This is a genomic window from Escherichia sp. MOD1-EC6842 (assembly GCF_002965705.1).
GTDB lineage: Bacteria > Pseudomonadota > Gammaproteobacteria > Enterobacterales > Enterobacteriaceae > Escherichia > Escherichia ruysiae.
The window spans coordinates 63,977-84,632 of sequence record NZ_PTRF01000007.1; the positions used below are offsets into that span (position 1 = coordinate 63,977).

Sequence of the window (20,656 nt, forward strand, 5' to 3'; positions counted from 1 at the left end):
AGGCATAATAAATTACGCTTTCAGTACCGCCAGAGCTGCTTCGTAATCCGGCTCAGTGGTGATTTCATTCACCAGCTGGCTGAAAATCACATTGTCATTTTCATCAATTACGACAACTGCGCGCGCAGCCAGACCTTTCAGTGGGCCTTCAGCGATCTCAACGCCGTAAGCTTGCAGAAATTCGCTATTACGGAAAGTGGAAAGGGTGATGACGTTGTTAAGACCTTCCGCACCGCAGAAACGAGACTGGGCGAACGGCAGATCGGCGGAAATACACAGTACAACGGTGTTGTCGATTTCTGTCGCCAGTTGGTTAAACTTACGTACTGATGCGGCGCAAACACCGGTATCAATACTTGGGAAAATGTTCAGCACTTTGCGTTTACCTGCAAACTGCGTGAGGGTGACGTCAGACAGATCTTTTGCCACGAGAGTAAAAGTCTGCGCTTTGCTACCCACTTGCGGGATGGAATTGGCGACTGTAACCGGGTTGCCCTGGAAATGAACGATTTGTGACATGATTATCTTTCCTGTTTACATATAGTTAACGTCATGCCTAGTTTATGCTAACTGTCAATAACACAGCAATCGCTATTTGCGCTTAATCCGCAGTCCATCGCGGCAACAAGGAGTAAAGATGAGAACCGTAAAGGTATTTGAGGAAGCCTGGCCGTTACATACCCCGTTTGTGATTGCTCGTGGCAGCCGCAGTGAAGCGCGCGTGGTGGTTGTTGAACTGGAAGAAGATGGTGTTAAAGGTGCTGGGGAATGCACTCCCTATCCGCGCTATGGTGAAAGTGACGCTTCAGTAATGGCGCAAATTATGAGTGTTGTGCCGCAACTGGAAAAAGGGCTGACACGTGAAGAACTGCAAAAAATACTGCCAGCGGGCGCGGCGCGTAATGCGCTGGATTGTGCATTGTGGGATCTCTGTGCACGTAAACAGCAGCAGACGCTGGCTGAATTTATCGGTATAACGCTTCCCGACACCATTACTACTGCACAGACGGTTGTCATCGGTACGCCTGATCAAATGGCCAGCAGTGCTGCGGCACTATGGCAAGCAGGGGCGAAATTGCTGAAAGTGAAACTGGATAACCATCTTATTAGCGAGCGGATGGTGGCAATTCGCTCGGCTGTACCCGATGCGACGTTGATTGTTGATGCGAATGAATCCTGGCGCGCAGAAGGATTGGCAGCGCGATGTCAGTTGCTGGCTGACTTAGGCATCGCGATGCTGGAACAACCGCTTCCCGCACAGGACGATGCGGCGCTGGAGAATTTTATTCATCCGTTACCCATTTGTGCTGATGAAAGTTGTCATACCCGTAGCAATCTGAAGGCGCTGAAAGGGCGCTATGAGATGATTAATATCAAACTCGATAAAACTGGGGGACTGACCGAAGCCCTGGCATTGGCGACCGAAGCGCGTGCACAAGGTTTTAGTCTGATGCTGGGCTGCATGTTGTGTACCTCTCGTGCTATTAGCGCCGCTTTACCGCTGGTGCCGCAGGTCAGTTTTGCCGATCTTGATGGACCGACCTGGCTGGCGGTGGATGTGGAGCCGGCGCTACAGTTTACGACCGGCGAATTGCATCTTTAGGATGCCAGCGCAGTAAATTCGCCATTGCAAAGAGATACTTTTCACTGGCTTCATCGGAGGAGATGGGCGGAAACTCGGCGGTAATACAGTGCAGGTTCAGATCCGCACACCAACTGCCGAAGGAGCCGGGGGTTTCGTATCCGACGCTGGTCACCAGCGGCAATTCAAATGCCTGAGCCAGCCACTCACCTAATTCACTGTGTCGGGGATCTTCAATACAAGCCAGCGGATCGTGAAAAGAGACAATCCAGGCGGGGTGGATACGATGAATGAGCTGGCACAAAGCCTGAGTTTCAGGTTCGGAGCCGGGTTTATCGCCGGTCAGCAAGACCACGTCGCGCTCTTCGGCGGCACTGTTCCAGCGGTACACCGTTTCACCTTCCTTCCAGTTCGCCGCCGGAAAGTTTCTGTTTAGATCCACACCATTGGCATTAGCCCGCAGACCAAGCTGGCAACCGTCAGGATTCACACAGAGGACGACATGATGGCGGCGCAGAGACGGTGTTAACGTGCGTAATGCGCAGGAGAGGGTGACGACGGAAGAATTTTCGTCGCCGTGGGTGCCAGCCAGGATTAAACCACTTTCGCTGCTGGCGGCAGAAGCCGGAAACCAGATCAACGGCGCACCTAATAATGAACGTCCGTAATGTTCGGTTCCTGGCGGAAAAGCGCCCCGTTCGGCGCGCGGGCGGGTCACGGTCATAATCGTCTCGAATATAAGAAGTATTACAGGCAGTGTTGTGCAAATTTTGCGGATTATCAAATCCTTTTCGACAACGATATGTTATCGATCCTTTATCACTTTTTTGCCGGAAGTTATTTGCATTTCTTCAAGGAGAAACAAATAATTACGCATCATTATTAACGCAGGTTTGAGGGTAACTTATGAAGCACTCTGTTTCAGTCACGTGTTGTGCGCTGTTGGTCAGCAGCATTTCCCTGTCGTATGCTGCAGAAGTTCCGAGCGGCACAGTACTGGCAGAGAAGCAGGAGCTGGTGCGCCACATTAAAGATGAGCCTGCGTCGTTAGATCCCGCCAAAGCAGTGGGCCTGCCGGAGATTCAGGTCATTCGCGATTTGTTTGAAGGTCTGGTGAATCAAAACGAGAAAGGGGAGATAGTGCCTGGTGTCGCCACGCAGTGGAAAAGTAATGACAATCGTATCTGGACTTTTACCCTGCGCGATAACGCAAAATGGGCGGATGGCACACCGGTAACGGCGCAAGATTTTGTCTATAGCTGGCAACGTCTGGTGGATCCAAAAACATTGTCGCCATTTGCATGGTTTGCCGCGCTGGCGGGAATCAACAACGCACAAGCGATTATTGATGGTAAAGCCACGCCTGACCAGCTTGGCGTCACCGCAGTTGATGCCCATACTTTGAAAATTCAGCTTGATAAACCATTGCCGTGGTTTGTGAATTTAACCGCTAACTTTGCCTTCTTCCCGGTGCAAAAAGCCAACGTAGAAAGCAGTAAAGAGTGGACGAAACCCGGAAATCTGATCGGCAATGGTGCTTATGTTCTTAAAGAGCGCGTAGTTAATGAAAAACTGGTCGTGGTGCCGAATACCCATTATTGGGATAACGCCAAAACGGTGCTGCAAAAAGTGACCTTCCTGCCAATTAATCAGGAATCCGCAGCCACTAAGCGTTATCTCGCAGGCGATATTGATATCACTGAATCCTTCCCGAAAAATATGTACCAGAAACTGTTGAGGGATATTCCAGGGCAGGTTTACACGCCGCCACAGTTGGGGACGTATTATTATGCATTTAACACGCAAAAAGGGCCGACGGCAGATCAACGAGTGCGTCTGGCATTAAGTATGACGATTGATCGCCGCCTGATGACGGAAAAAGTGCTTGGTACAGGTGAAAAACCAGCATGGCATTTCACGCCAGATGTTACTGCCGGATTTACGCCAGAACCTTCGCCGTTTGAACAAATGAGTCAGGAAGAACTGAATGCCCAGGCGAAAACATTGTTGAGCGCCGCCGGGTATGGTCCACAGAAACCGTTGAAACTTACACTGTTATATAACACTTCGGAAAATCACCAGAAAATTGCTATCGCTGTGGCGTCGATGTGGAAAAAGAATCTTGGCGTAGATGTCAAACTGCAAAATCAGGAATGGAAAACCTATATCGACAGCCGTAATACCGGCAATTTTGATGTTATCCGCGCCTCGTGGGTGGGGGATTATAATGAACCATCAACCTTCCTGACGCTGTTAACGTCAACACACTCAGGAAATATTTCCCGCTTTAACAATCCGGCATACGATAAAGTGCTGGCTCAGGCATCGACTGAAAACACCGTTAAAGCACGCAACGCCGATTACAACACGGCAGAGAAAATCCTCATAGAGCAAGCACCGATTGCGCCAATTTATCAATATACCAATGGACGGCTAATCAAGCCGTGGCTGAAAGGTTATCCAATTAATAACCCGGAAGATGTGGCTTATAGCCGGACTATGTATATTGTAAAACATTGATTATGTTCTCATCTGGCGCAAAAGTTGCGCCAGATTTTACAACCCCGATAAAATTTCTCTCTTTTTTAAATTTACCCTATAAAAGATTGCTCTCAAGATGAGACTGTGAAATTTCCAGTTTATATTAAGTACAAACTCTAATCATAAATTTTATTTGTCTGCTGTATTACATACTCCAAATATAAGCTGTGCTTTACTTTTTTTTACAACGTGAATGCATTTCATCACTTGTAAAACATCTTCATTTGAAAATAAACACACAGCTAAAATGGGGTGTAAAATGAAAAAAGCCTCTGCTATTCCGTTAGTTATCTCTCTATTCCTCTCTCATTATTCTTCTTTTAGTCTGGCCGCAGAGCCGCTTCCCGATGCCGCATCACTGGGACTGGAAAACTTAACTCATGATCTCTCACGACAGGAGTTATTTGTAAAAATCCTGGGATCAGATCTTTCCCGTGAAATGGAATATGACACGTTCGCAGTAAAAAAATACTTTAAATTTCCGACTGATGTCTCTTATGACTCGGTATTAAATCAACCGCGACCAAGTTCTTTATTTGGAGTGGATATCAGCCATCATAACGGTAAGAATTTTCCAATCGAACTGTTGGCAAAAAATAAGTCTGTGTTTCTGTATATGAAGTCCAGTCAAGGAACGCGTTATGTCGATCCCGAATTTTCCGGTTTCTGGCAACGGGCCGGGGATACGGAACGGGGGGTAAAATTACACCGTGGAGCATATCATTTTCTTTCCAGCGGTACACCGGCAGACGACGCTGAAACATGGGGACGTAAGCAGGCGATGACGTTTGTTAAAATTATTAAAGCTAACGGGGGATTACGCGCAACGGATATGCCACCGGCGGTGGATGTGGAGTGGGATGTGGACTCATCAACGGGTAAGGATCGTTGGCAAAAGCGTAAACCTGCTGAAATTATAACGATGATCAAGGCGTTTACCGCACAGGTCGAAGCCGATTTAGGGCGTAAACCGGTTATCTACACTGCGCGAGCCTGGTGGAAAGATGCCGTTGGTGGGGAAAATAGTTTTGCCCAGGTTGCAGATCACAAACTGTGGCTGGCTGATTACTCTAATCAGGCTCAGGCCAGTGAAACCCCGCGTTCAATCAACCAGACAAAATGGGCGATCTGGCAGTTCACCGACGCAGCACAGCTTAATTTAGGATCGAGTAAGAAGTTTGATGCCAGTATTTATAAAGGTCCAATTGCTGAATTTTATACCACTTTGGGCGTGCAGGAATTTTAACTTATGAACAGACGATGGCTTACTTTATGTATATCAGTTCTGGGGCTATTCGTTGCCGGAATATCACAGGGAATATCAGATGCACGTGCAGATGATATTTGTAAAAATGGTGCAATGGTTCCTGATGAGTATTGTCGTTTTTTTATCCATTATGGGCCTGAGGCTCCTGGTAAACTGGATATCCGAATCAGTGATGCGTTAAAAATACCAGATCAGGATGCAGCGAAAACCCGCGCGATTGGGCTGATTATTTCAATTTCAAAATATCCACTGTTACATGCAGATATTCCAGCAGCTGCAGTAGACGGTCAACGAATGGCTGATTTTCTTATTAATGGGCAAAAGTTTGATGAGGTTATTTTACTGAAAGATCAGGATGCGTCACTGGATAACATTAATTATTTTCTGAAAGAATATCTCCCTGCCAGAGGGATGATGTTTGATAAGAAAGCTCGCTTGTTAATTGCTTATTCAGGTCATGGGCGTTTTGGCACTCAAAATGGTAATTCTGATAAGGCACCGGCATTTGTTTTGAGTAATGCTACAGATATCGATGGTTCAAAAGGTATGTATGAAATGCCAGCTTTGAATGCTCAACTCAACATTCTGGCAAAGCGTTATTTCCATATTTTGACTTTAGTCAATGCTTGTTTTGGTTCAGGTCTTTTTGGCATGACAGATGGTGCAGGGAATTCAAACGCGTATAGTAAACCAGGTGCGTATGCGATAGCCGCTGGTGATGATAAAACAGAAGTTTATTCCCTGGAAAAAGATAAAGGCAGTGTATTTTTTGATACCCTTATAAAAGGAGTTGCTGATGGCGTTGCCGACGAACGCTTCGGGAAATCGTATATGGTAAAAATTGATGGTAAAAAGGAATACTACGCGGGCATTACCCGAACATTAAGTTTGTTTATCTATGTGAACGACCAATATATAAAAATAAATGAAAAACTGGACGAGGAAGGGAAAGGAATACATCTTAGTGATGCCTGGATAGGAGCAACAGAAAACCCAGCCGGACCGGGTGGATTCTTCTTTATTAACGATCCTGCGGTCAGTCATCTGGATAAAAAAACACAATTATCAGCCGGGAATGCAGATGAATTTACGAATGTTGATAAGACCGCATATTCTATTAAAGAACCGCCTACTGCGCCAGATGAACCAAAGAACAAAGATATAATACCTATTGAAATTCCTTATGGCCCCGTAAGTGCAATTCCCAACCGACCTGATATCCGTATCTTCAAAACACCGGATATTTACCCGATCAGTGGCCATGATATCTCGTCTAACGATGGCGAAATCGACTGGAAATTGTTTCAGGAGAAATCACCTGCGCGTTTTGTCTACGTGAGAGTGGTTGGCTGGAGAGGGCCAGACTCGTCGTTTAAGGCTCACTGGAAGCAATTAGCAGATTCAAAATTTGATCGCGGAGGCTATTTTAAATTTGATTTTTGCCGCACTCCTGAGGCACAACTGGAAACAGCAAAAAGCCTGCTGCCTGAAGACCCGAAAATGTTGCCTCCCGGTATTTTACTGGTGAATCCAGAAGGTGAAGATACAACCCAACTGGCTTGTTTTAAAAAATCGGGAATGGTGAATGCACGGAATGATATTTTACGTTTTGCTGCCCTGATATATAAAAATTACCATAAAATACCAATATTTTATGGCAATCATAATAATTTGTCCCATTTCATGGACAGTCGGTTCGACCAGTATATGGTGTGGATGGGGTATTGGGGACAAGCTGGTGTGAAGCTTGAGGGGCGTAATCCCTGGACACTTTGGCAATATTCAGGAAACGAAAAGGTGCCGGGCATTGGTCACAGCACAGAGTCAGAAGTATTCTTTGGTACTGAAGAACAGTATGCCCAGTTTAAAGCGGGTGAGAATAATGTCGCTCTGGCTGCGGTAAATTGAGGTAATAAATAAAACCGGATGTCGAATATTATTATCGTCATCCGGTTTTGTTGAGTTTTATTTAAGCTGTTCGGGAGGTGTAATATTATCCATATACAGCGTCTGGCTGGGGAACGCAAAATCCGCGCCGTGCGACTGCACAATATCGATAATCTTCAAATAAACATCCTGCTGGGCGGCCAGCCATTCGGCCCAGACCGTGGTCTTGGTAAAGCAATAGACCATAATATTTAATGACGAATCGGCAAACTGGTTGAAATAAACCAGTAAGGTTTGTCGCTGGTCGATAGCAGGGTGATTTTTCAGCATCTCACGTACGGCTTCGACAATAGCCCCAACTTTTGCGGCATCTTCATAACGTAAACCAATGGTAGTAGTAATACGCCGGTTGGTCATTCGCCCCGGGTTTTCTACGCTAATGGACGAAAAAAGCGAGTTTGGTACGTACAGTGGGCGATTATCAAAGGTGGTGATTTTTGTAATACGCCAGCCAATTTCTGCTACTGTGCCTTCGATATTCCTGTCCGGTGAACGGATCCAGTCGCCAATACTAAAGGGGCGATCGAAATAGAGCATAATCCCGGAAAAGAAGTTACTCAGAATATCTTTACCGGCCATACCGACAGCCAGACCACCAATACCACCAAAGGTCAACAAGCCAGAAAGGCTCATGCCGAAATGTTCGCCATAAAGCAGAACAATCACCACGATAATGCTGATTTTGATGATGCGCGACATAATCCGCGCGCTGGTGATATCTCGACCTTTTTTTATCTGTTGCCTTTCAAACTGATTAATCAGGAGAAATAACTTAACCGTCAGAATAAGCGCAATCAGTGACGTACAGATAAAATCGATAACGCCTGGGGTGATAAATTTGAGTTTGTAATTTTCAATAACATAATTAATGATGCTGCCGACAGCACTGATAATTATGGTGTAGATCAAAAATTGAACCGCATGGAATAAGAATCCTTTTCTTTTACGATTTCCACGACGAAACCAAAAGCTCATCAGAATCAATGCTGCGCAGCTACCGAAAATAATGACCAGATTAAGCGCATTATTTGTAAACAGTTCAGCGATCATTGTTTTATCAGGCTCCTCCAGATAATTGATGTCATGCCGGAAACCCCTGGCGGGGGTATTTTATCGCGATAATTCATTCATATCATCAATAGACAGGGAAGGAAGTAGCAACATTAGCGAATTTATCAATGGGTTGATGATTTGAACGACAACAATCTCGTGCTTTCGGGGCAGACAACGAGGAAATGTCATGATATTGTTACACACAAGTAACAAAGGGTTTATCTGCATAAGGATTACATCATGATCATGGCGAAGCTGAAGTCAGCAAAGGGGAAGAAGTTTCTCTTTGGTCTGTTGGCGGTTTTCATTATTGCGGCGTCAGTTGTGACTCGCGCGACTATCGGCGGTGTTATCGAACAATATAATATTCCGCTTTCTGACTGGACGACATCAATGTATGTGATTCAGTCATCGATGATTCTTGTTTATAGTCTGGTCTTTACTGTATTGCTGGCAATCCCGCTGGGAATTTATTTCCTCGGTGGTGATGAGAAGTAAATAAAAGAAAGGCCCGAGATATCGGGCCTTGCAATTAATTGATAAACAATTAATCGTCTTCTTCGTCATCCAGTTCTACAGGCGTCTGGTACTGGTCAGGTTTAATCACCAGCAAATCGCAGCGGAGATGATCAATCACCTGTTCAGCCGTATTACCAAGGAATGCCGCAGAGATACCGGTGCGTCCCACAGTGCCAAGAACGACAATCCCTGCCTGCAAATGTTCGGCCAGATCTGGAATCACTTCTTCTGGCAGACCTTTTTCAACGTGCGTCATGTTTTCATTAATGCCGAATTTCTGCCGCAGGGCTTTCATCGCCAGCAAATGTTGTCCACGAATGGCATCGTTATAAACACTTGGATCAAATTCCGGCAGTTCAATGGCAATATTGATAGGTGTTACGGGGTAGGCACCAACCAGATGGACTTCGGTGTGATTTACCTGTTCCGCCAGCTCGATCGTTTCTTTCACCAGTTTTTCATTGAGCGCATTATGATATGGCTCTTCACTGGCGAGATTCACCGCCACCAGCGCCTTACCACCTTCCGGCCACGGCTGGTCTTTCACCATCCACACCGGGCTTGGGCATTTGCGTAACAGGTGCCAGTCGGTAGGGGTGAAAATAACCGCTTCCAGACGGTCATGTTGGTGCGCCATTTTTAGCACCAGATCGTGCCCACTGCTAACCACTTCCTGAATGATGGCTTCGAAAGGACGGTTATGCCATACCACTTTAATTTCAATCGGGACGCCAGCGTTGAGATAATACTTTGCCTGCTCATGGATCCAGGCAGTACGCTGGCTGATAACCCCCTGACGCATAGCGGTACGCTCGTCGGGAGAGAGCAGGGTAGTCATTTCGTATGAGAAGTCATAAATCGGCAAAAAGGCTTTAATTTTGCCACCAATCCGTTGATGTAAATAAACAGCTCGCCGTAATGCCGGTTGATCATCCTGGTTAGGATCGATAACAACGAGCATGTTCTGATACATAGCCATACAGGGTCTCCTTACAACAACTGTCAACGCAGTTTGTAATTAAAAGATTAACCCATATCTGGTGAATGAAACAGTGATGAACCTTCTGCCAGATCAATAAATCAGAAAAATTTAATGATATGACAGAAGGATAGTCGATTATGCGGAAAAATCAGGCTACGTTGCGCGTATGACCAGCAAGCTGAGCCAGCGCATCGTTATTTTCGATGGTGATGTATTTACCTTTGACCGCCAACATGCCGCTTTTCTGGAAACGACCCAGCAGACGACTGATGGTTTCTACCGTCAGGCCAAGATAGTTACCGATATCGCCACGAGTCATCGTCAGGCGGAATTCACGAGGGGAGAAGCCGCGTTGGGCAAAACGACGGGACAGGTTGTAGATAAAAGCAGCCAGGCGTTCTTCTGCATTTTTCTTCGACAACAGCAGGATCATGTCCTGATCGCCTTTGATTTCACCGCTCATCAGACGCATCATCTGCTGACGCAGATTCGGCATTTTACCAGACAGATCGTCCAGGGTTTCGAACGGGATTTCACATACCATTGAGGTTTCCAGCGCCTGGGCGAAACTCGGGTGATGACCGCTACCAATAGCGTCAAAACCTACCAGATCGCCTGCTAAATGGAAGCCAGTGATTTGCTCGTCGCCTTGCTCTGTGATGGTATAACTTTTAATCGTACCGGAGCGGATGGCATAAAGCGATTTAAGTTCATCACCAGCCTTAAACAGCGTCTGGCCTTTCTGAATAGGCTTCTTTCGCTCGATGATATTATCAAGCTGATCAAGCTCATGTTCGTTGAGTGTGAACGGGATGCAAAGCTGACTGATGCTGCAATCCTGGCAATGGATAGCACAACCGCCAGACTGAATGCGCCGTATAATTCGCTTTTCCGGGATCATAGGTCTGCTCAAGCCGTAATTGATATTTGTCAATTTTAACATCTTTTTAGGGAGCAAGTAAGTCTAAGCAAACCTTAACAGCGGAGAATTCCGATAATAGATGTAAATTTATGTCTATCCCTTTGAAAAGCTTTAAATTGTTAAGGGTAACTTTACATAAAACTGTGAAAAAATCGGCACAAATTGTTTAAGGTTTACAGTAGCAGATAGCCTTCATGGCGCAATAACCACTCTTTTCGCTGCACTCCGCCTGCATATCCTGTCATCGTGCCGTTTCGTCCAATAACCCGGTGGCAAGGGACGACGATGCTGATCGGATTAGAGCCATTTGCTGCGCCAACGGCACGCGCTGCACCTGGTCGACCCAGATATTCAGCCAGTTGACCGTAATGCATTACCTGCCCGCAGGGGATAGTGCGCAGTGCCTTCCAGACTTCGCGCTGAAATGGCGTGCCTCCCGTGGCGGTAGGAAGCGTATCAATAATGCTAAGATTCCCGGCGAAATAGTCACGAAGCTTGTCGCTTAAACCACCTGGGTTGGTGGCAGAAATGCGCTTATAACCTTCTTTGCGATAATGGATGTCCAGCAGCTGCACCATGCGTTCGCTGTACTCTTCCCATTCAACCGCCCGCAGACGAAATTGTTCATCGCAGATCACCCACAGCGGTCCCAGTGGCGTGGCAATTTTTTCTTCAAGTAATCTCAGCATCCGTTCTCTCTTAAGGCTTAAGACAAACGTGGGTAAATCCCCGAACCAATAGGCAGACCGATAAGATACCACGCCAGCAACATTAGCAGCCATACCACCAAAAAGATTAAGACTAACAAAGAGTAAGTAGCTGGTTTCGCGTCTGGTTTGTCGCAGTCTGGTAGCATAAAGCGATTTTTTGATTTTTTTGCCTGAATAAATGGGGGTAATCCATCACCTGGATCGAGGCTGGAATAATTCCAGTCAGCGAAATTTTACCGTAGGCGACCTGTTATTTGATTCAGCAGTGTGATAGCCGCCAGGCACCACTGATCTCGTCATTCATCACCCAATCCCGGCGAGAATGTGGTTATTTACAGAGCTAAAAATGAATAAAAAAATAGAGCCTGTCGACATCCGCCAGACTCTACAGTACACACAGCAGTGCATCCGCGTCTTAAATCCGGCCTGGGTTCCTCGTGACCGGTGACAGTGTTATAACGGTTTTGCCCATCCGTTGCCAATTTTCTTCAGTGACAGATTTCACGAAAATATAAGTTAAATCATTCGTCTCGTGATTGCATAATCATGCATCGCTAATCGACTGGTAAATTTACCGGGCGAGTAACCCGTTCGACGCTTAAACATATTGCCGAACGATTCGGCTGAGGCATAGCCCAGACGATGGGCAATTTTGGCCAACGAATATCCATCATCAAGAAGCGTTACTGCAGAAATAACGTGCATTTGCTGAACCCAGTGGCGAAATGTTAATCCCGTTTCTTTAACAAATAAGCGCATGAGTGTACGGCTACTGACGTTAATTTTATCCGCCAGATTATCCAGTGTTGGCAGATACCCTTGGTTGTTTAGCAAATTCTCACAAAGCTGCTGTAGCCGCTCATCATTTGGCCAGGGGAGTTCAAGTGACATTTTCACCCCCATTTTTATTTCCTGAAGTATCAGTGTCTCGAGGGCTGAAAAACGTAACTGTTGTTTATCTGTGGTATTTTGCGACGGTGGAAGTTGGTTAATTGCAATTAGTAATTCCCTTAACAGGGGGGAAATACCGGTCATGAAGCAAACTTTTCCCAGCGTTTCACTTTCCGCTTCTGAAACCAGTACGGTTTTTAAAAGTACGTTGCCCGTCGCAACAAACTTATGCGGCATTTGTGGAGGCAGCCAAAGCGCGCTGCTGGCATGGACTAGCCAGACGCTTTCTCCAGCCCATACACGAACGACGCCTTCAGCCGGGTAAAGCAACTGGGCATAGAGATGTTTATGCCAGGGAACTGTGCCTCCATTCAGATGTTCCGAATCCAGTCCGATAATGTGATGCCCTGGTGATGCTTTGGGTTGCAGTGTGATTGTCATTTACAGTAGGTATTTTGTCAGAAATCATCAAATAAGCCATGTTAAATTTTAAATATGACGTATGCAAGTTTCCGGATATATACGGTGCAAAGAGTGATGATAATTTCTAAAAAACAGCTTATTGGAGTGGTTGCGATCGGTATTCTTTTGGCTGGCGTTGTCTTTTTTATCTGGTGGGTAAGCAAAGGAAGATTTATACAGACGACGGATGATGCTTACATTGGTGGTAATATCACCACGGTGGCAAGTAAAGTTTCTGGTTATATTTCTGCTATAGAGGTGCTCGATAATCAGAGCGTAAAAAAAGGCGATATTATCCTGCGTCTCGATGATCGGGATTATCGTGCAAATGTCGCCAGGCTTGAGGCAAAAATAAAAAGTAGCAAAGCCAATCTCGAAAGTATTCAAGCCACTATTGCGATGCAGCAGTCGATAATTCAAAGTGCCAGTGAAACATGGCAGGCAGTAAAACATGAGGCGCAAAAGCGCCTGCGAGATACTGAACGTTATGAAAAACTCGCACAATCAGCGGCAATATCGCAACAAATTATTGATAACGCCAGGTTTGACTACCAGCAGGCCGCAGCAAAGGAGCGCAAAGCCGCGAACGATTTCCTGGTGGAGAAGCAACGGCTGGCGGTTTTATCTGCTCAGGAAGAAAATGCACGTGCGAGTATCGAAGAAGTTCAGGCCGCTCTGACTCAGGCACTACTGGATCTGGAATATACCCTTGTTCGTGCGCCGATTGATGGCATTGTCGCAAACCGCAGCGCCCATACAGGCAGTTGGGTGGAGGGCGGCACATCGTTAGTTTCACTAGTACCAGTCAGTGAGTTGTGGGTTGATGCAAATTTTAAAGAAAACCAAATAGCGGGAATGAAGCCTGGAATGAAGGCTGAGATCCGCGCAGATGTGCTCAAAGGGAAAGTGTTCAAGGGCTATGTTGAGAGTCTCGCCCCAGCGACAGGTGCCAGTTTCAGTTTGATCCCGATAGAAAATGCCACCGGAAATTTTACCAAAATTGTCCAGCGTGTTCCGGTACGGATTGCCTTTGACAGGCCAACAGAATTAAAGCAACTCCTTCGTCCGGGGTTGTCAGTCACTGTTAGTATTGATGAAAAATGATGATGGGGATGGCTATGCGTAAACATATTGCCTTCGCCAGTATGTGTATTGGGTTATTTATTGCTCAGCTTGATATTCAAATTGTTTCGTCATCCCTAAATGAAATAGGTGGTGGTCTGTCCGCAGGTAAAGACGAAATGGCCTGGCTTCAGACCAGCTATTTAATTGCTGAGATTATTATTATTCCGCTCTCTGGGTGGCTGTCACGGGTATTTTCCACTCGTTGGCTTTTTACGCTATCTGCGGGAATATTTACTTTAATGAGTATCGCTTGTGGTCTTGCATGGAATATTCAGAGCATGATTTTGTTTCGTGCTTTACAGGGAGCTGCTGGCGCATCCATGATCCCTTTAGTTTTCACGACGGCATTTATTTATTACCAGGGCAAAGAGTTGGGGTTGGCTGCTGCGGTAGTCAGTGCGCTGGCCTCATTGTCACCGACGCTAGGGCCAACTCTGGGGGGCTGGATCACTGATAACCTCGACTGGCGATGGCTATTTTATATCAATATATTACCGGGCATATATTTAGTTTTGAGTATTCCTTTTCTGGTTAATTTTGATAAACCTGATCTCTCTTTACTGAAAGTTGCTGATTATCCTGGTATTATCCTGTTGGCTCTGACACTAGGATGTCTGGAATATACCCTTGAAGAAGGAGCGCGCTGGGGATGGTTGAATGACAATACTATTTTGCTGACATCAGTTCTGGCATTGGTGAGTTTTATTTTATTTGCTGCGCGTACACTTACAATATCCAATCCGATCATGGATCTTCATGCTTTTAAGGATAAAAATTTTACGCTGGGATGTTTTTTTTCTTTTTCAGGAGGAGTTGGGATATTCTCTACTGTATATTTAATATCTGTATTTTTGGGGCGGGTTCGCGGATTAAATGCCGAAGAGATAGGTTTTGCCGTTTGCACAACAGGTATCTTCCAGTTACTTTCTGTTCCCTTTTACTTCTGGTTAACTAAAAAAATAAATCTGCGATGGCTGTTGATGGCGGGGCTGGGGGGATTTGTGTTTTCAATGTATCTTTTTACCCCTATAACCCACGAATGGGGATGGCAGGAGTTACTGTTTCCACAGGCCATCAGAGGGATTTCGCAGCAGTTTGCGATGGCTCCCATCGTAACATTAACGCTGGGAAGAATTCCCAAAGAACGGTTGAAGTTAGCCTCAGGTGTATTTAATTTAACACGTAATCTTGGGGGCGCGATTGGTATTGCCCTGTGTGGCACTATTCTCAATAACCGAACTAATTTTCATTTTTTGAGAATGGGTGAAAAAATGGTTTCTGTTCCCCATACGGTAAATGACTTCATTTCCAGAAGTGCTTTATTTTTTAATCGCAGTGGAAGTGACCAGACATCGGAAATACTGGCTTCAACCAAATTGTTGAGTCAATTGATGTTGCGGGAGGCACAAACTATGGCATTTTCGGATACCTTTCTGCTAATCAGTGGTCTGTTACTCATCGCATTTATGTTGACTCCTGCGATGAACAAATCACCCTGATCGGATGCCTGTGCTGAATTAAACCCGGTCTAAACTGTTCGATACTGTCACCAGGCTAGTATAAAATGCCCCGCCTGTGCAGACACCAGCAGGTATGGAGCAAAGTATTGTTTCAATCTGTGAAGTGAACGATGCCGCAAATATCAGATGTGTGAAGGTGCATAGGAGGTTACATGAACCTTGACGACAAATCGCTGTTTCTTGACGCCATGGAAGATGTCCAGCCACTGAAGCGCGCTACAGATGTCCACTGGCATCCAACGCGTAACCAACGTGCGCCGCAGCGTATCGACACGCTGCAACTTGATAATTTCCTTACTACTGGATTTCTCGACATCATCCCGCGAGGCCAGCCGCTGGAGTTTCGGCGAGAAGGGCTGCAACATGGGGTGCTGGATAAGTTACGCAGCGGTAAATATCCGCAGCAGGCCAGCCTGAATCTTCTACGTCAGCCGGTGGAAGAGTGCCGCAAAATGGTGTTCATTTTTATTCAACAGGCATTGGCGGATGGTTTACGTAACGTGCTGATTATTCATGGCAAAGGGCGGGACGATAAATCGCACGCCAACATTGTTCGCAGCTATGTGGCGCGCTGGCTGACTGAATTTGATGATGTCCAGGCATATTGTACCGCGCTACCGCATCATGGCGGCAGCGGGGCGTGTTACGTCGCACTCCGTAAAACGGCGCAGGCGAAGCAGGAAAACTGGGAGCGCCACGCTAAACGCAGCCGTTGATCACGGGACGCTTCCGTGGCTTATGCTGCCAGCACGCGGTTGCGTCCATCATTTTTTGCCCGATACAACGCATCATCGACCCGTTTAAACAGTTCATCGATACTTTCATTTCCTTCGTGATGCGCCACGCCAATACTGACGGTGAAGCGCGGCAAGCCAGAAATGCTCACTTTTGCCACGCTCAAGCGGATCGTTTCAGCCAAGGAAAGTGCAGTATCCAGAGGGGTTCTGGGCAATAATAAGACGAACTCTTCACCACCCCAGCGAAACACCAAATCGCCTTTGCGGGCGCTGCTTTCGAGTGTACGGGCAAGCGTGCATAACACTTCATCCCCTTTCTGATGACCGTATAAGTCATTGATATGTTTAAAACGATCGGTGTCGATGAGCAACAAACTGTAGTCCTGAGCGATTGCCAGGTGCTGCATCTGTCCTGGGTCAGTTATGTGGTAAAACTGTCGACGGTTAAGTAACCCCGTTAGCGCATCATGGTGGGCAGCATGTTCCAGCTGTTCCTCCAGCCGTTTTTGCTCAGTAATATCATGTACGATACATAACATTAACCTGTCACCGTAAATCTCAATTGGCCCAGCATAAGTTTGTACGTGTCGAACGGAACCATCTGCCAGTTTATGGACAAAATTGAGGGGTTTATGCCCGCCGGGCAAACGTGAAATTTCATGCATGACAGGCATAACGCGACGCCCAAGCATATTAATTTCCCAGGTGTGTTTCTGACACATTGTTTCATGGTTATAGCCATAGAAATTAAGCGCGGCCAGATTAGCATCGACGATTTGGCCATCACGCGAGGGATCTATCAACAACATTGGCGCGGAGTTAGTCAGAAAAAAACGAGCATAAAACCCTTGTTTTTTACGTTGATAATTCGCTGAACGGCTGGCCTTTAAACCCAGAGTTGCGGGTGTTTCCATTCCTTCAAATATAATGACTTTTCCAGTGTCACTAATCTCGTTGAGGGTCAACCGACAGCTTAATGCTGTATCTTCACCATTACGCTGGACAGTGAGGATTTCTACAATATCAAGCTGGTTATGCAGGTCTGTCAGGTATTTTGGCAGTTCGTTTTGCGAGGAGATGGAATAGAGTCCGGTACGTAGCTGACTAAAAGTGCGTTCTTGCATCAACAGTCGCGCAGCACTATTGGCATAAATTAATTTTTCCTCGAAAGGGGAAACGATCCAGACAGGACTTGTTAATAAGTCCAGAGTATTGAAGTTGTGCGTAGTCATTGAAATCCCGTTATTTTTATCAATCTTTTGTTGCTACCTGATCGCAAAAATGCCACGACAAATGATCAGATAATTCTGATAATGATAGACGCTATTTAACGCTTTACACGTTTTCAAATCAGGAAAAGTATTTTGCTTTCTGTATTTAATTTTGACAGGATTTTATTAATCATTTCAGGGTAATGGGGTGATGAGATTTTGCGTAACATGACCAGAAGACTAGACTACAAAATAATCCGTTGATGATGGAGGCAACTGTGGAAGTGATTAAGGGAGCGGACGTAAATGTCCCGGATGCAGTATTTGCCTGGATTCTGGATGGCAAAGGTGGCGTTAAACCGCTGGAAAATACAGATGAGATAGATGAAGCGCATCCTTGCTGGCTCCACCTCAATTATGTGCACCATGACAGCGCCCAGTGGCTGGCGACGACACCACTGCTGCCAAATAATGTGCGCGATGCGCTGGCGGGAGAAAGTACACGGCCCAGAGTCAGTCGTCTTGGCGAAGGGACGCTGATTACTTTGCGCTGCATTAATGGCAGTACTGATGAACGTCCCGACCAGTTGGTGGCCATGCGTGTTTATATGGACGGACGGTTAATTGTCTCGACCCGACAACGTAAAGTGTTGGCGTTGGATGATGTGGTTAGCGATCTGGAAGAGGGCACTGGTCCGACCGATTGCGGCGGCTGGTTGGTGGATGTTTGTGATGCGTTGACCGATCATTCCAGTGAGTTTATAGAACAACTGCACGATAAAATTATCGACCTGGAAGATAATCTACTCGATCAACAAATTCCTCCGCGCGGTTTCCTGGCGCTACTGCGTAAACAATTAATTGTTATGCGTCGCTATATGGCGCCTCAACGTGATGTTTATGCTCGTCTTGCCAGTGAGCGCCTGCCGTGGATGAATGACGACCAGCGCCGCCGAATGCAGGATATTGCCGATCGTCTCGGACGTGGTCTGGATGAGATTGACGCTTGTATTGCCCGAACTGGCGTGATGGCGGATGAAATCGCCCAGGTCATGCAGGAAAACTTAGCGCGTCGCACGTATACGATGTCCTTGATGGCAATGGTCTTTTTACCCAGTACGTTTTTAACGGGATTATTTGGTGTCAACCTTGGTGGTATTCCTGGCGGGGGATGGCAATTCGGTTTTTCGCTTTTTTGTATTCTGTTAGTTGTTCTTATTGGTGGTGTTGCTTTATGGTTGCATCGTAGTAAATGGTTGTAACAAAAGAAAATTTGTCTACTTCCTGTATACAAAAACGCCGTAAAGTTTGAGCGAAGTCAATAAACTCTCTACCCATTCAGGGCAATATCTTCCTCGCAGGTGAATGCAACGTCAAGCGATGGGCGTTGCGCTCCATATTGTCTTACTTCCTTTTTTGAATTACTGCATAGCACAATTGATTCGTACGACGCCGACTTAGATGAGTCGGCTTTTTTTTGCCTGTTATTTGTCAGCGTCTACCCTTTAAGAGTCCACCCAATGACCGGAGGGAAATATGACGACACTCATTTATTTGCAAATTCCTGTCCCTGAACCGATTCCTGGCGATCCCATTCCTGTGCCTGATCCGATTCCTCGTCCGCAACCTATGCCCGACCCGCCGCCAGATGAAGAACCGATTAAATTGTCGCATCGTGAGCGTAGATCTGCGAGGATACGCGCCTGCTAATTTTGCGTCGATGACCACGAGAATAGATTGTGACCGCTTTTTCTACCCTGAACGTTTTGCCTCCCGCCCAGCTCACTAACCTTAATGAGTTGGGTTATTTAACCATGACACCGGTACAGGCCGCCGCGCTTCCGGCGATCCTTGCTGGAAAAGACGTTCGCGTGCAGGCGAAAACCGGCAGCGGCAAAACGGCGGCATTTGGCCTCGGGTTGTTACAGCAAATTGATGCGTCGCTGTTTCAGACCCAGGCTTTAGTACTGTGTCCTACGCGTGAGCTGGCGGATCAGGTTGCCGGGGAGTTACGTCGGTTGGCGCGTTTTCTGCCGAATACCAAAATTTTGACCTTGTGCGGTGGTCAACCGTTCGGTATGCAGCGTGATTCGCTGCAACATGCGCCGCATATTATCGTGGCAACGCCGGGTCGTTTGCTGGATCACCTGCAAAAAGGCACGGTATCGTTGGATGCGTTGAATACGCTGGTGATGGATGAAGCCGACCGCATGTTGGATATGGGATTTAGTGATGCCATTGATGAGGTGATCCGTTTTGCACCGGTTTCTCGTCAGACGCTTTTGTTTTCGGCGACCTGGCCAGATGCAATTGCCGCGATTAGCGGTCGTGTTCAACGCGATCCTTTGGCGATTGAAATTGACTCAACAGATGCTCTGCCACCCATTGAACAACAATTTTATGAGACATCCAGCAAAGGCAAAATTCCGCTGTTGCAACGGTTATTAAGTTTGCATCAGCCATCCTCTTGCGTGGTGTTTTGCAATACCAAAAAAGATTGTCAGGCTGTGTGTGACGCGCTTAATGAAGTAGGGCAAAGTGCATTGTCGTTACATGGCGACCTGGAGCAACGTGATCGCGATCAGACCCTGGTACGTTTTGCTAACGGTAGCGCCCGCGTGCTGGTAGCGACCGATGTCGCAGCGCGCGGTCTGGATATCAAATCTCTTGAGCTGGTAGTGAACTTTGAGCTGGCGTGGGATCCCGAAGTTCATGTACATCGCATCGGTCGTACAGCTCGTGCAGGAAATAGCGGTCTGGCGATCAGTTTCTGTGCTCCGGAAGAAGCACAGCGGGCCAATATCATTTCTGACATGTTGCAGATAAAACTTAACTGGCAAACGCCGCCATCTAATAGTTCCATTGTGCCGCTGGAAGCAGAAATGGCAACGTTGTGTATCGATGGTGGGAAAAAAGCCAAAATGCGCCCGGGTGATGTATTAGGTGCGCTGACAGGAGATATCGGGCTTGATGGCGCAGATATTGGCAAAATCGCCGTGCATCCGGCGCATGTCTATGTCGCGGTGCGTCAGGCTGTTGCTCATAAAGCATGGAAACAGTTACAGGGCGGGAAGATTAAAGGAAAAACGTGCCGGGTGCGGTTATTAAAATAATGAAACGTTGTAATGCCGGATGCGACGCTGGTTGCGTCTTATCCGGCCTAAACAACAGTTGCCCGATAATCTTG

18 protein-coding genes and 3 pseudogenes are annotated in these 20,656 nt (G+C 46.6%); 12 read left to right on the plus strand and 9 right to left on the minus strand.

Annotated elements, in window-relative coordinates:
• Nucleotides 1-12: 12 nt before the first annotated feature.
• Nucleotides 13-519 carry a thiol peroxidase gene (gene tpx / locus A7Z29_RS10555; protein WP_000078460.1) on the minus strand — a complete coding sequence of 169 codons (507 nt, stop codon included), beginning with the start codon at nt 517-519 and terminating at the stop codon, nt 13-15.
• Between the two features lie 118 nt (nt 520-637).
• Between tpx and ycjG the strand changes: the two genes are divergently transcribed.
• Nucleotides 638-1,603 (plus strand): L-Ala-D/L-Glu epimerase, encoded by a 966-nt coding sequence (gene ycjG / locus A7Z29_RS10560; RefSeq protein ID WP_105290186.1) that lies wholly within the window; start codon nt 638-640, stop codon nt 1,601-1,603.
• On the opposite strand, the gene mpaA is transcribed toward ycjG, so the two are convergent.
• On the minus strand, nt 1,578-2,306 hold the full coding sequence (gene mpaA / locus A7Z29_RS10565) for a murein tripeptide amidase MpaA (RefSeq protein WP_010344731.1): 729 nt from the start codon (nt 2,304-2,306) through the stop codon (nt 1,578-1,580). The two genes, ycjG and mpaA, sit on opposite strands and share 26 nt — an antisense overlap.
• A gap of 182 nt (nt 2,307-2,488) precedes the next feature.
• On the opposite strand from mpaA, the gene mppA reads away from it, so the two are divergent.
• The 3 genes from mppA (at nt 2,489) to A7Z29_RS10580 (ending at nt 7,298) form a co-directional block, all read left to right on the plus strand.
• Complete coding sequence (gene mppA, locus A7Z29_RS10570) at nt 2,489-4,102, plus strand: murein tripeptide ABC transporter substrate-binding protein MppA (protein WP_105290187.1); 1,614 nt, start codon at nt 2,489-2,491, stop codon at nt 4,100-4,102.
• Between the two features lie 214 nt (nt 4,103-4,316).
• Nucleotides 4,317-5,369 carry a glycoside hydrolase family 25 protein gene (locus A7Z29_RS10575; RefSeq protein WP_286135325.1) on the plus strand — a complete coding sequence of 351 codons (1,053 nt, stop codon included), beginning with the start codon at nt 4,317-4,319 and terminating at the stop codon, nt 5,367-5,369.
• 3 nt (nt 5,370-5,372) lie between these two features.
• Nucleotides 5,373-7,298: a GH25 family lysozyme gene (locus tag A7Z29_RS10580; RefSeq protein WP_024165076.1), complete on the plus strand. Its 1,926-nt coding sequence runs from the start codon at nt 5,373-5,375 to the stop codon at nt 7,296-7,298.
• A 57-nt stretch (nt 7,299-7,355) separates the two neighbouring features.
• Here the strand turns inward: A7Z29_RS10580 and ynaI are convergent, their stop codons facing one another.
• Nucleotides 7,356-8,387, minus strand: coding sequence for a low conductance mechanosensitive channel YnaI (gene ynaI / locus A7Z29_RS10585; protein ID WP_000559884.1), 1,032 nt, complete (start codon nt 8,385-8,387; stop codon nt 7,356-7,358).
• A 243-nt stretch (nt 8,388-8,630) separates the two neighbouring features.
• Here ynaI and A7Z29_RS10590 point away from each other — a divergent pair, with 243 nt between their 5' ends.
• A complete protein-coding gene (locus A7Z29_RS10590; RefSeq protein ID WP_000605087.1) occupies nt 8,631-8,888 on the plus strand; it encodes a DUF2534 family protein in 258 nt (85 codons plus the stop codon).
• Nucleotides 8,889-8,937: 49 nt separating this feature from the next.
• On the opposite strand, the gene uspE is transcribed toward A7Z29_RS10590, so the two are convergent.
• From uspE to A7Z29_RS10610, 4 genes and pseudogenes are all read right to left on the minus strand, one after another.
• On the minus strand, nt 8,938-9,888 hold the full coding sequence (gene uspE, locus A7Z29_RS10595) for a universal stress protein UspE (protein ID WP_001262134.1): 951 nt from the start codon (nt 9,886-9,888) through the stop codon (nt 8,938-8,940).
• A gap of 151 nt (nt 9,889-10,039) precedes the next feature.
• Nucleotides 10,040-10,792, minus strand: a complete 753-nt coding sequence (gene fnr / locus A7Z29_RS10600; RefSeq protein ID WP_000611911.1) for a fumarate/nitrate reduction transcriptional regulator Fnr — start codon at nt 10,790-10,792, stop codon at nt 10,040-10,042.
• Nucleotides 10,793-10,986: 194 nt separating this feature from the next.
• Nucleotides 10,987-11,502, minus strand: a complete 516-nt coding sequence (gene ogt, locus A7Z29_RS10605) for a methylated-DNA--[protein]-cysteine S-methyltransferase (RefSeq protein ID WP_000945016.1) — start codon at nt 11,500-11,502, stop codon at nt 10,987-10,989.
• A gap of 17 nt (nt 11,503-11,519) precedes the next feature.
• Nucleotides 11,520-11,651: pseudogene (locus A7Z29_RS10610) on the minus strand (hypothetical protein); the annotation flags it as partial.
• Nucleotides 11,652-11,671: 20 nt separating this feature from the next.
• On the opposite strand from A7Z29_RS10610, the pseudogene A7Z29_RS23675 reads away from it, so the two are divergent.
• Nucleotides 11,672-11,867 (plus strand): annotated as a pseudogene (locus A7Z29_RS23675) (LysR family transcriptional regulator); the annotation flags it as partial.
• A 172-nt stretch (nt 11,868-12,039) separates the two neighbouring features.
• On the opposite strand, the gene A7Z29_RS10620 reads toward A7Z29_RS23675, so the two are convergent.
• A complete protein-coding gene (locus A7Z29_RS10620; RefSeq protein WP_000156571.1) occupies nt 12,040-12,855 on the minus strand; it encodes an AraC family transcriptional regulator in 816 nt (271 codons plus the stop codon).
• 96 nt (nt 12,856-12,951) lie between these two features.
• On the opposite strand from A7Z29_RS10620, the gene A7Z29_RS10625 reads away from it, so the two are divergent.
• The 3 genes and pseudogenes from A7Z29_RS10625 (at nt 12,952) to smrA (ending at nt 16,237) form a co-directional block, all read left to right on the plus strand.
• Entirely contained in the window at nt 12,952-13,980 is a 1,029-nt protein-coding gene (locus tag A7Z29_RS10625; protein ID WP_000587193.1) for an HlyD family secretion protein, read from the plus strand.
• A gap of 2 nt (nt 13,981-13,982) precedes the next feature.
• Nucleotides 13,983-15,441: pseudogene (locus A7Z29_RS10630) on the plus strand (DHA2 family efflux MFS transporter permease subunit).
• 232 nt (nt 15,442-15,673) lie between these two features.
• On the plus strand, nt 15,674-16,237 hold the full coding sequence (smrA, locus tag A7Z29_RS10635) for a DNA endonuclease SmrA (RefSeq protein ID WP_105290188.1): 564 nt from the start codon (nt 15,674-15,676) through the stop codon (nt 16,235-16,237).
• Nucleotides 16,238-16,257: 20 nt separating this feature from the next.
• Here smrA and A7Z29_RS10640 read toward each other — a convergent pair whose 3' ends face one another.
• Nucleotides 16,258-17,490: a sensor domain-containing diguanylate cyclase gene (locus A7Z29_RS10640; protein ID WP_000207188.1), complete on the minus strand. Its 1,233-nt coding sequence runs from the start codon at nt 17,488-17,490 to the stop codon at nt 16,258-16,260.
• A gap of 257 nt (nt 17,491-17,747) precedes the next feature.
• Here A7Z29_RS10640 and zntB point away from each other — a divergent pair, with 257 nt between their 5' ends.
• The 3 genes from zntB (at nt 17,748) to dbpA (ending at nt 20,582) form a co-directional block, all read left to right on the plus strand.
• Complete coding sequence (zntB, locus tag A7Z29_RS10645) at nt 17,748-18,731, plus strand: zinc transporter ZntB (protein ID WP_016158374.1); 984 nt, start codon at nt 17,748-17,750, stop codon at nt 18,729-18,731.
• 274 nt (nt 18,732-19,005) lie between these two features.
• On the plus strand, nt 19,006-19,179 hold the full coding sequence (gene ynaL, locus A7Z29_RS23685) for a proline-rich small protein YnaL (protein ID WP_032225105.1): 174 nt from the start codon (nt 19,006-19,008) through the stop codon (nt 19,177-19,179).
• A gap of 29 nt (nt 19,180-19,208) precedes the next feature.
• Nucleotides 19,209-20,582 (plus strand): ATP-dependent RNA helicase DbpA, encoded by a 1,374-nt coding sequence (dbpA, locus tag A7Z29_RS10655; protein WP_000123765.1) that lies wholly within the window; start codon nt 19,209-19,211, stop codon nt 20,580-20,582.
• The last annotated feature ends 74 nt before the right edge of the window (nt 20,583-20,656 follow it).

What these genes read in the sequence shown, in the direction of transcription:
- tpx (WP_000078460.1), bottom strand. Translation starts at nt 519, where the DNA reads ATGTCACAAATCGTTCATTTCCAGGGCAACCCGGTTACAGTCGCCAAT.
- ycjG (WP_105290186.1), top strand. Translation starts at nt 638, where the DNA reads ATGAGAACCGTAAAGGTATTTGAGGAAGCCTGGCCGTTACATACCCCG.
- mpaA (WP_010344731.1), bottom strand. Translation starts at nt 2,306, where the DNA reads ATGACCGTGACCCGCCCGCGCGCCGAACGGGGCGCTTTTCCGCCAGGA.
- mppA (WP_105290187.1), top strand. Translation starts at nt 2,489, where the DNA reads ATGAAGCACTCTGTTTCAGTCACGTGTTGTGCGCTGTTGGTCAGCAGC.
- A7Z29_RS10575 (WP_286135325.1), top strand. Translation starts at nt 4,317, where the DNA reads ATGCATTTCATCACTTGTAAAACATCTTCATTTGAAAATAAACACACA.
- A7Z29_RS10580 (WP_024165076.1), top strand. Translation starts at nt 5,373, where the DNA reads ATGAACAGACGATGGCTTACTTTATGTATATCAGTTCTGGGGCTATTC.
- ynaI (WP_000559884.1), bottom strand. Translation starts at nt 8,387, where the DNA reads ATGATCGCTGAACTGTTTACAAATAATGCGCTTAATCTGGTCATTATT.
- A7Z29_RS10590 (WP_000605087.1), top strand. Translation starts at nt 8,631, where the DNA reads ATGATCATGGCGAAGCTGAAGTCAGCAAAGGGGAAGAAGTTTCTCTTT.
- uspE (WP_001262134.1), bottom strand. Translation starts at nt 9,888, where the DNA reads ATGGCTATGTATCAGAACATGCTCGTTGTTATCGATCCTAACCAGGAT.
- fnr (WP_000611911.1), bottom strand. Translation starts at nt 10,792, where the DNA reads ATGATCCCGGAAAAGCGAATTATACGGCGCATTCAGTCTGGCGGTTGT.
- ogt (WP_000945016.1), bottom strand. Translation starts at nt 11,502, where the DNA reads ATGCTGAGATTACTTGAAGAAAAAATTGCCACGCCACTGGGACCGCTG.
- A7Z29_RS10620 (WP_000156571.1), bottom strand. Translation starts at nt 12,855, where the DNA reads ATGACAATCACACTGCAACCCAAAGCATCACCAGGGCATCACATTATC.
- A7Z29_RS10625 (WP_000587193.1), top strand. Translation starts at nt 12,952, where the DNA reads ATGATAATTTCTAAAAAACAGCTTATTGGAGTGGTTGCGATCGGTATT.
- smrA (WP_105290188.1), top strand. Translation starts at nt 15,674, where the DNA reads ATGAACCTTGACGACAAATCGCTGTTTCTTGACGCCATGGAAGATGTC.
- A7Z29_RS10640 (WP_000207188.1), bottom strand. Translation starts at nt 17,490, where the DNA reads ATGACTACGCACAACTTCAATACTCTGGACTTATTAACAAGTCCTGTC.
- ynaL (WP_032225105.1), top strand. Translation starts at nt 19,006, where the DNA reads ATGACGACACTCATTTATTTGCAAATTCCTGTCCCTGAACCGATTCCT.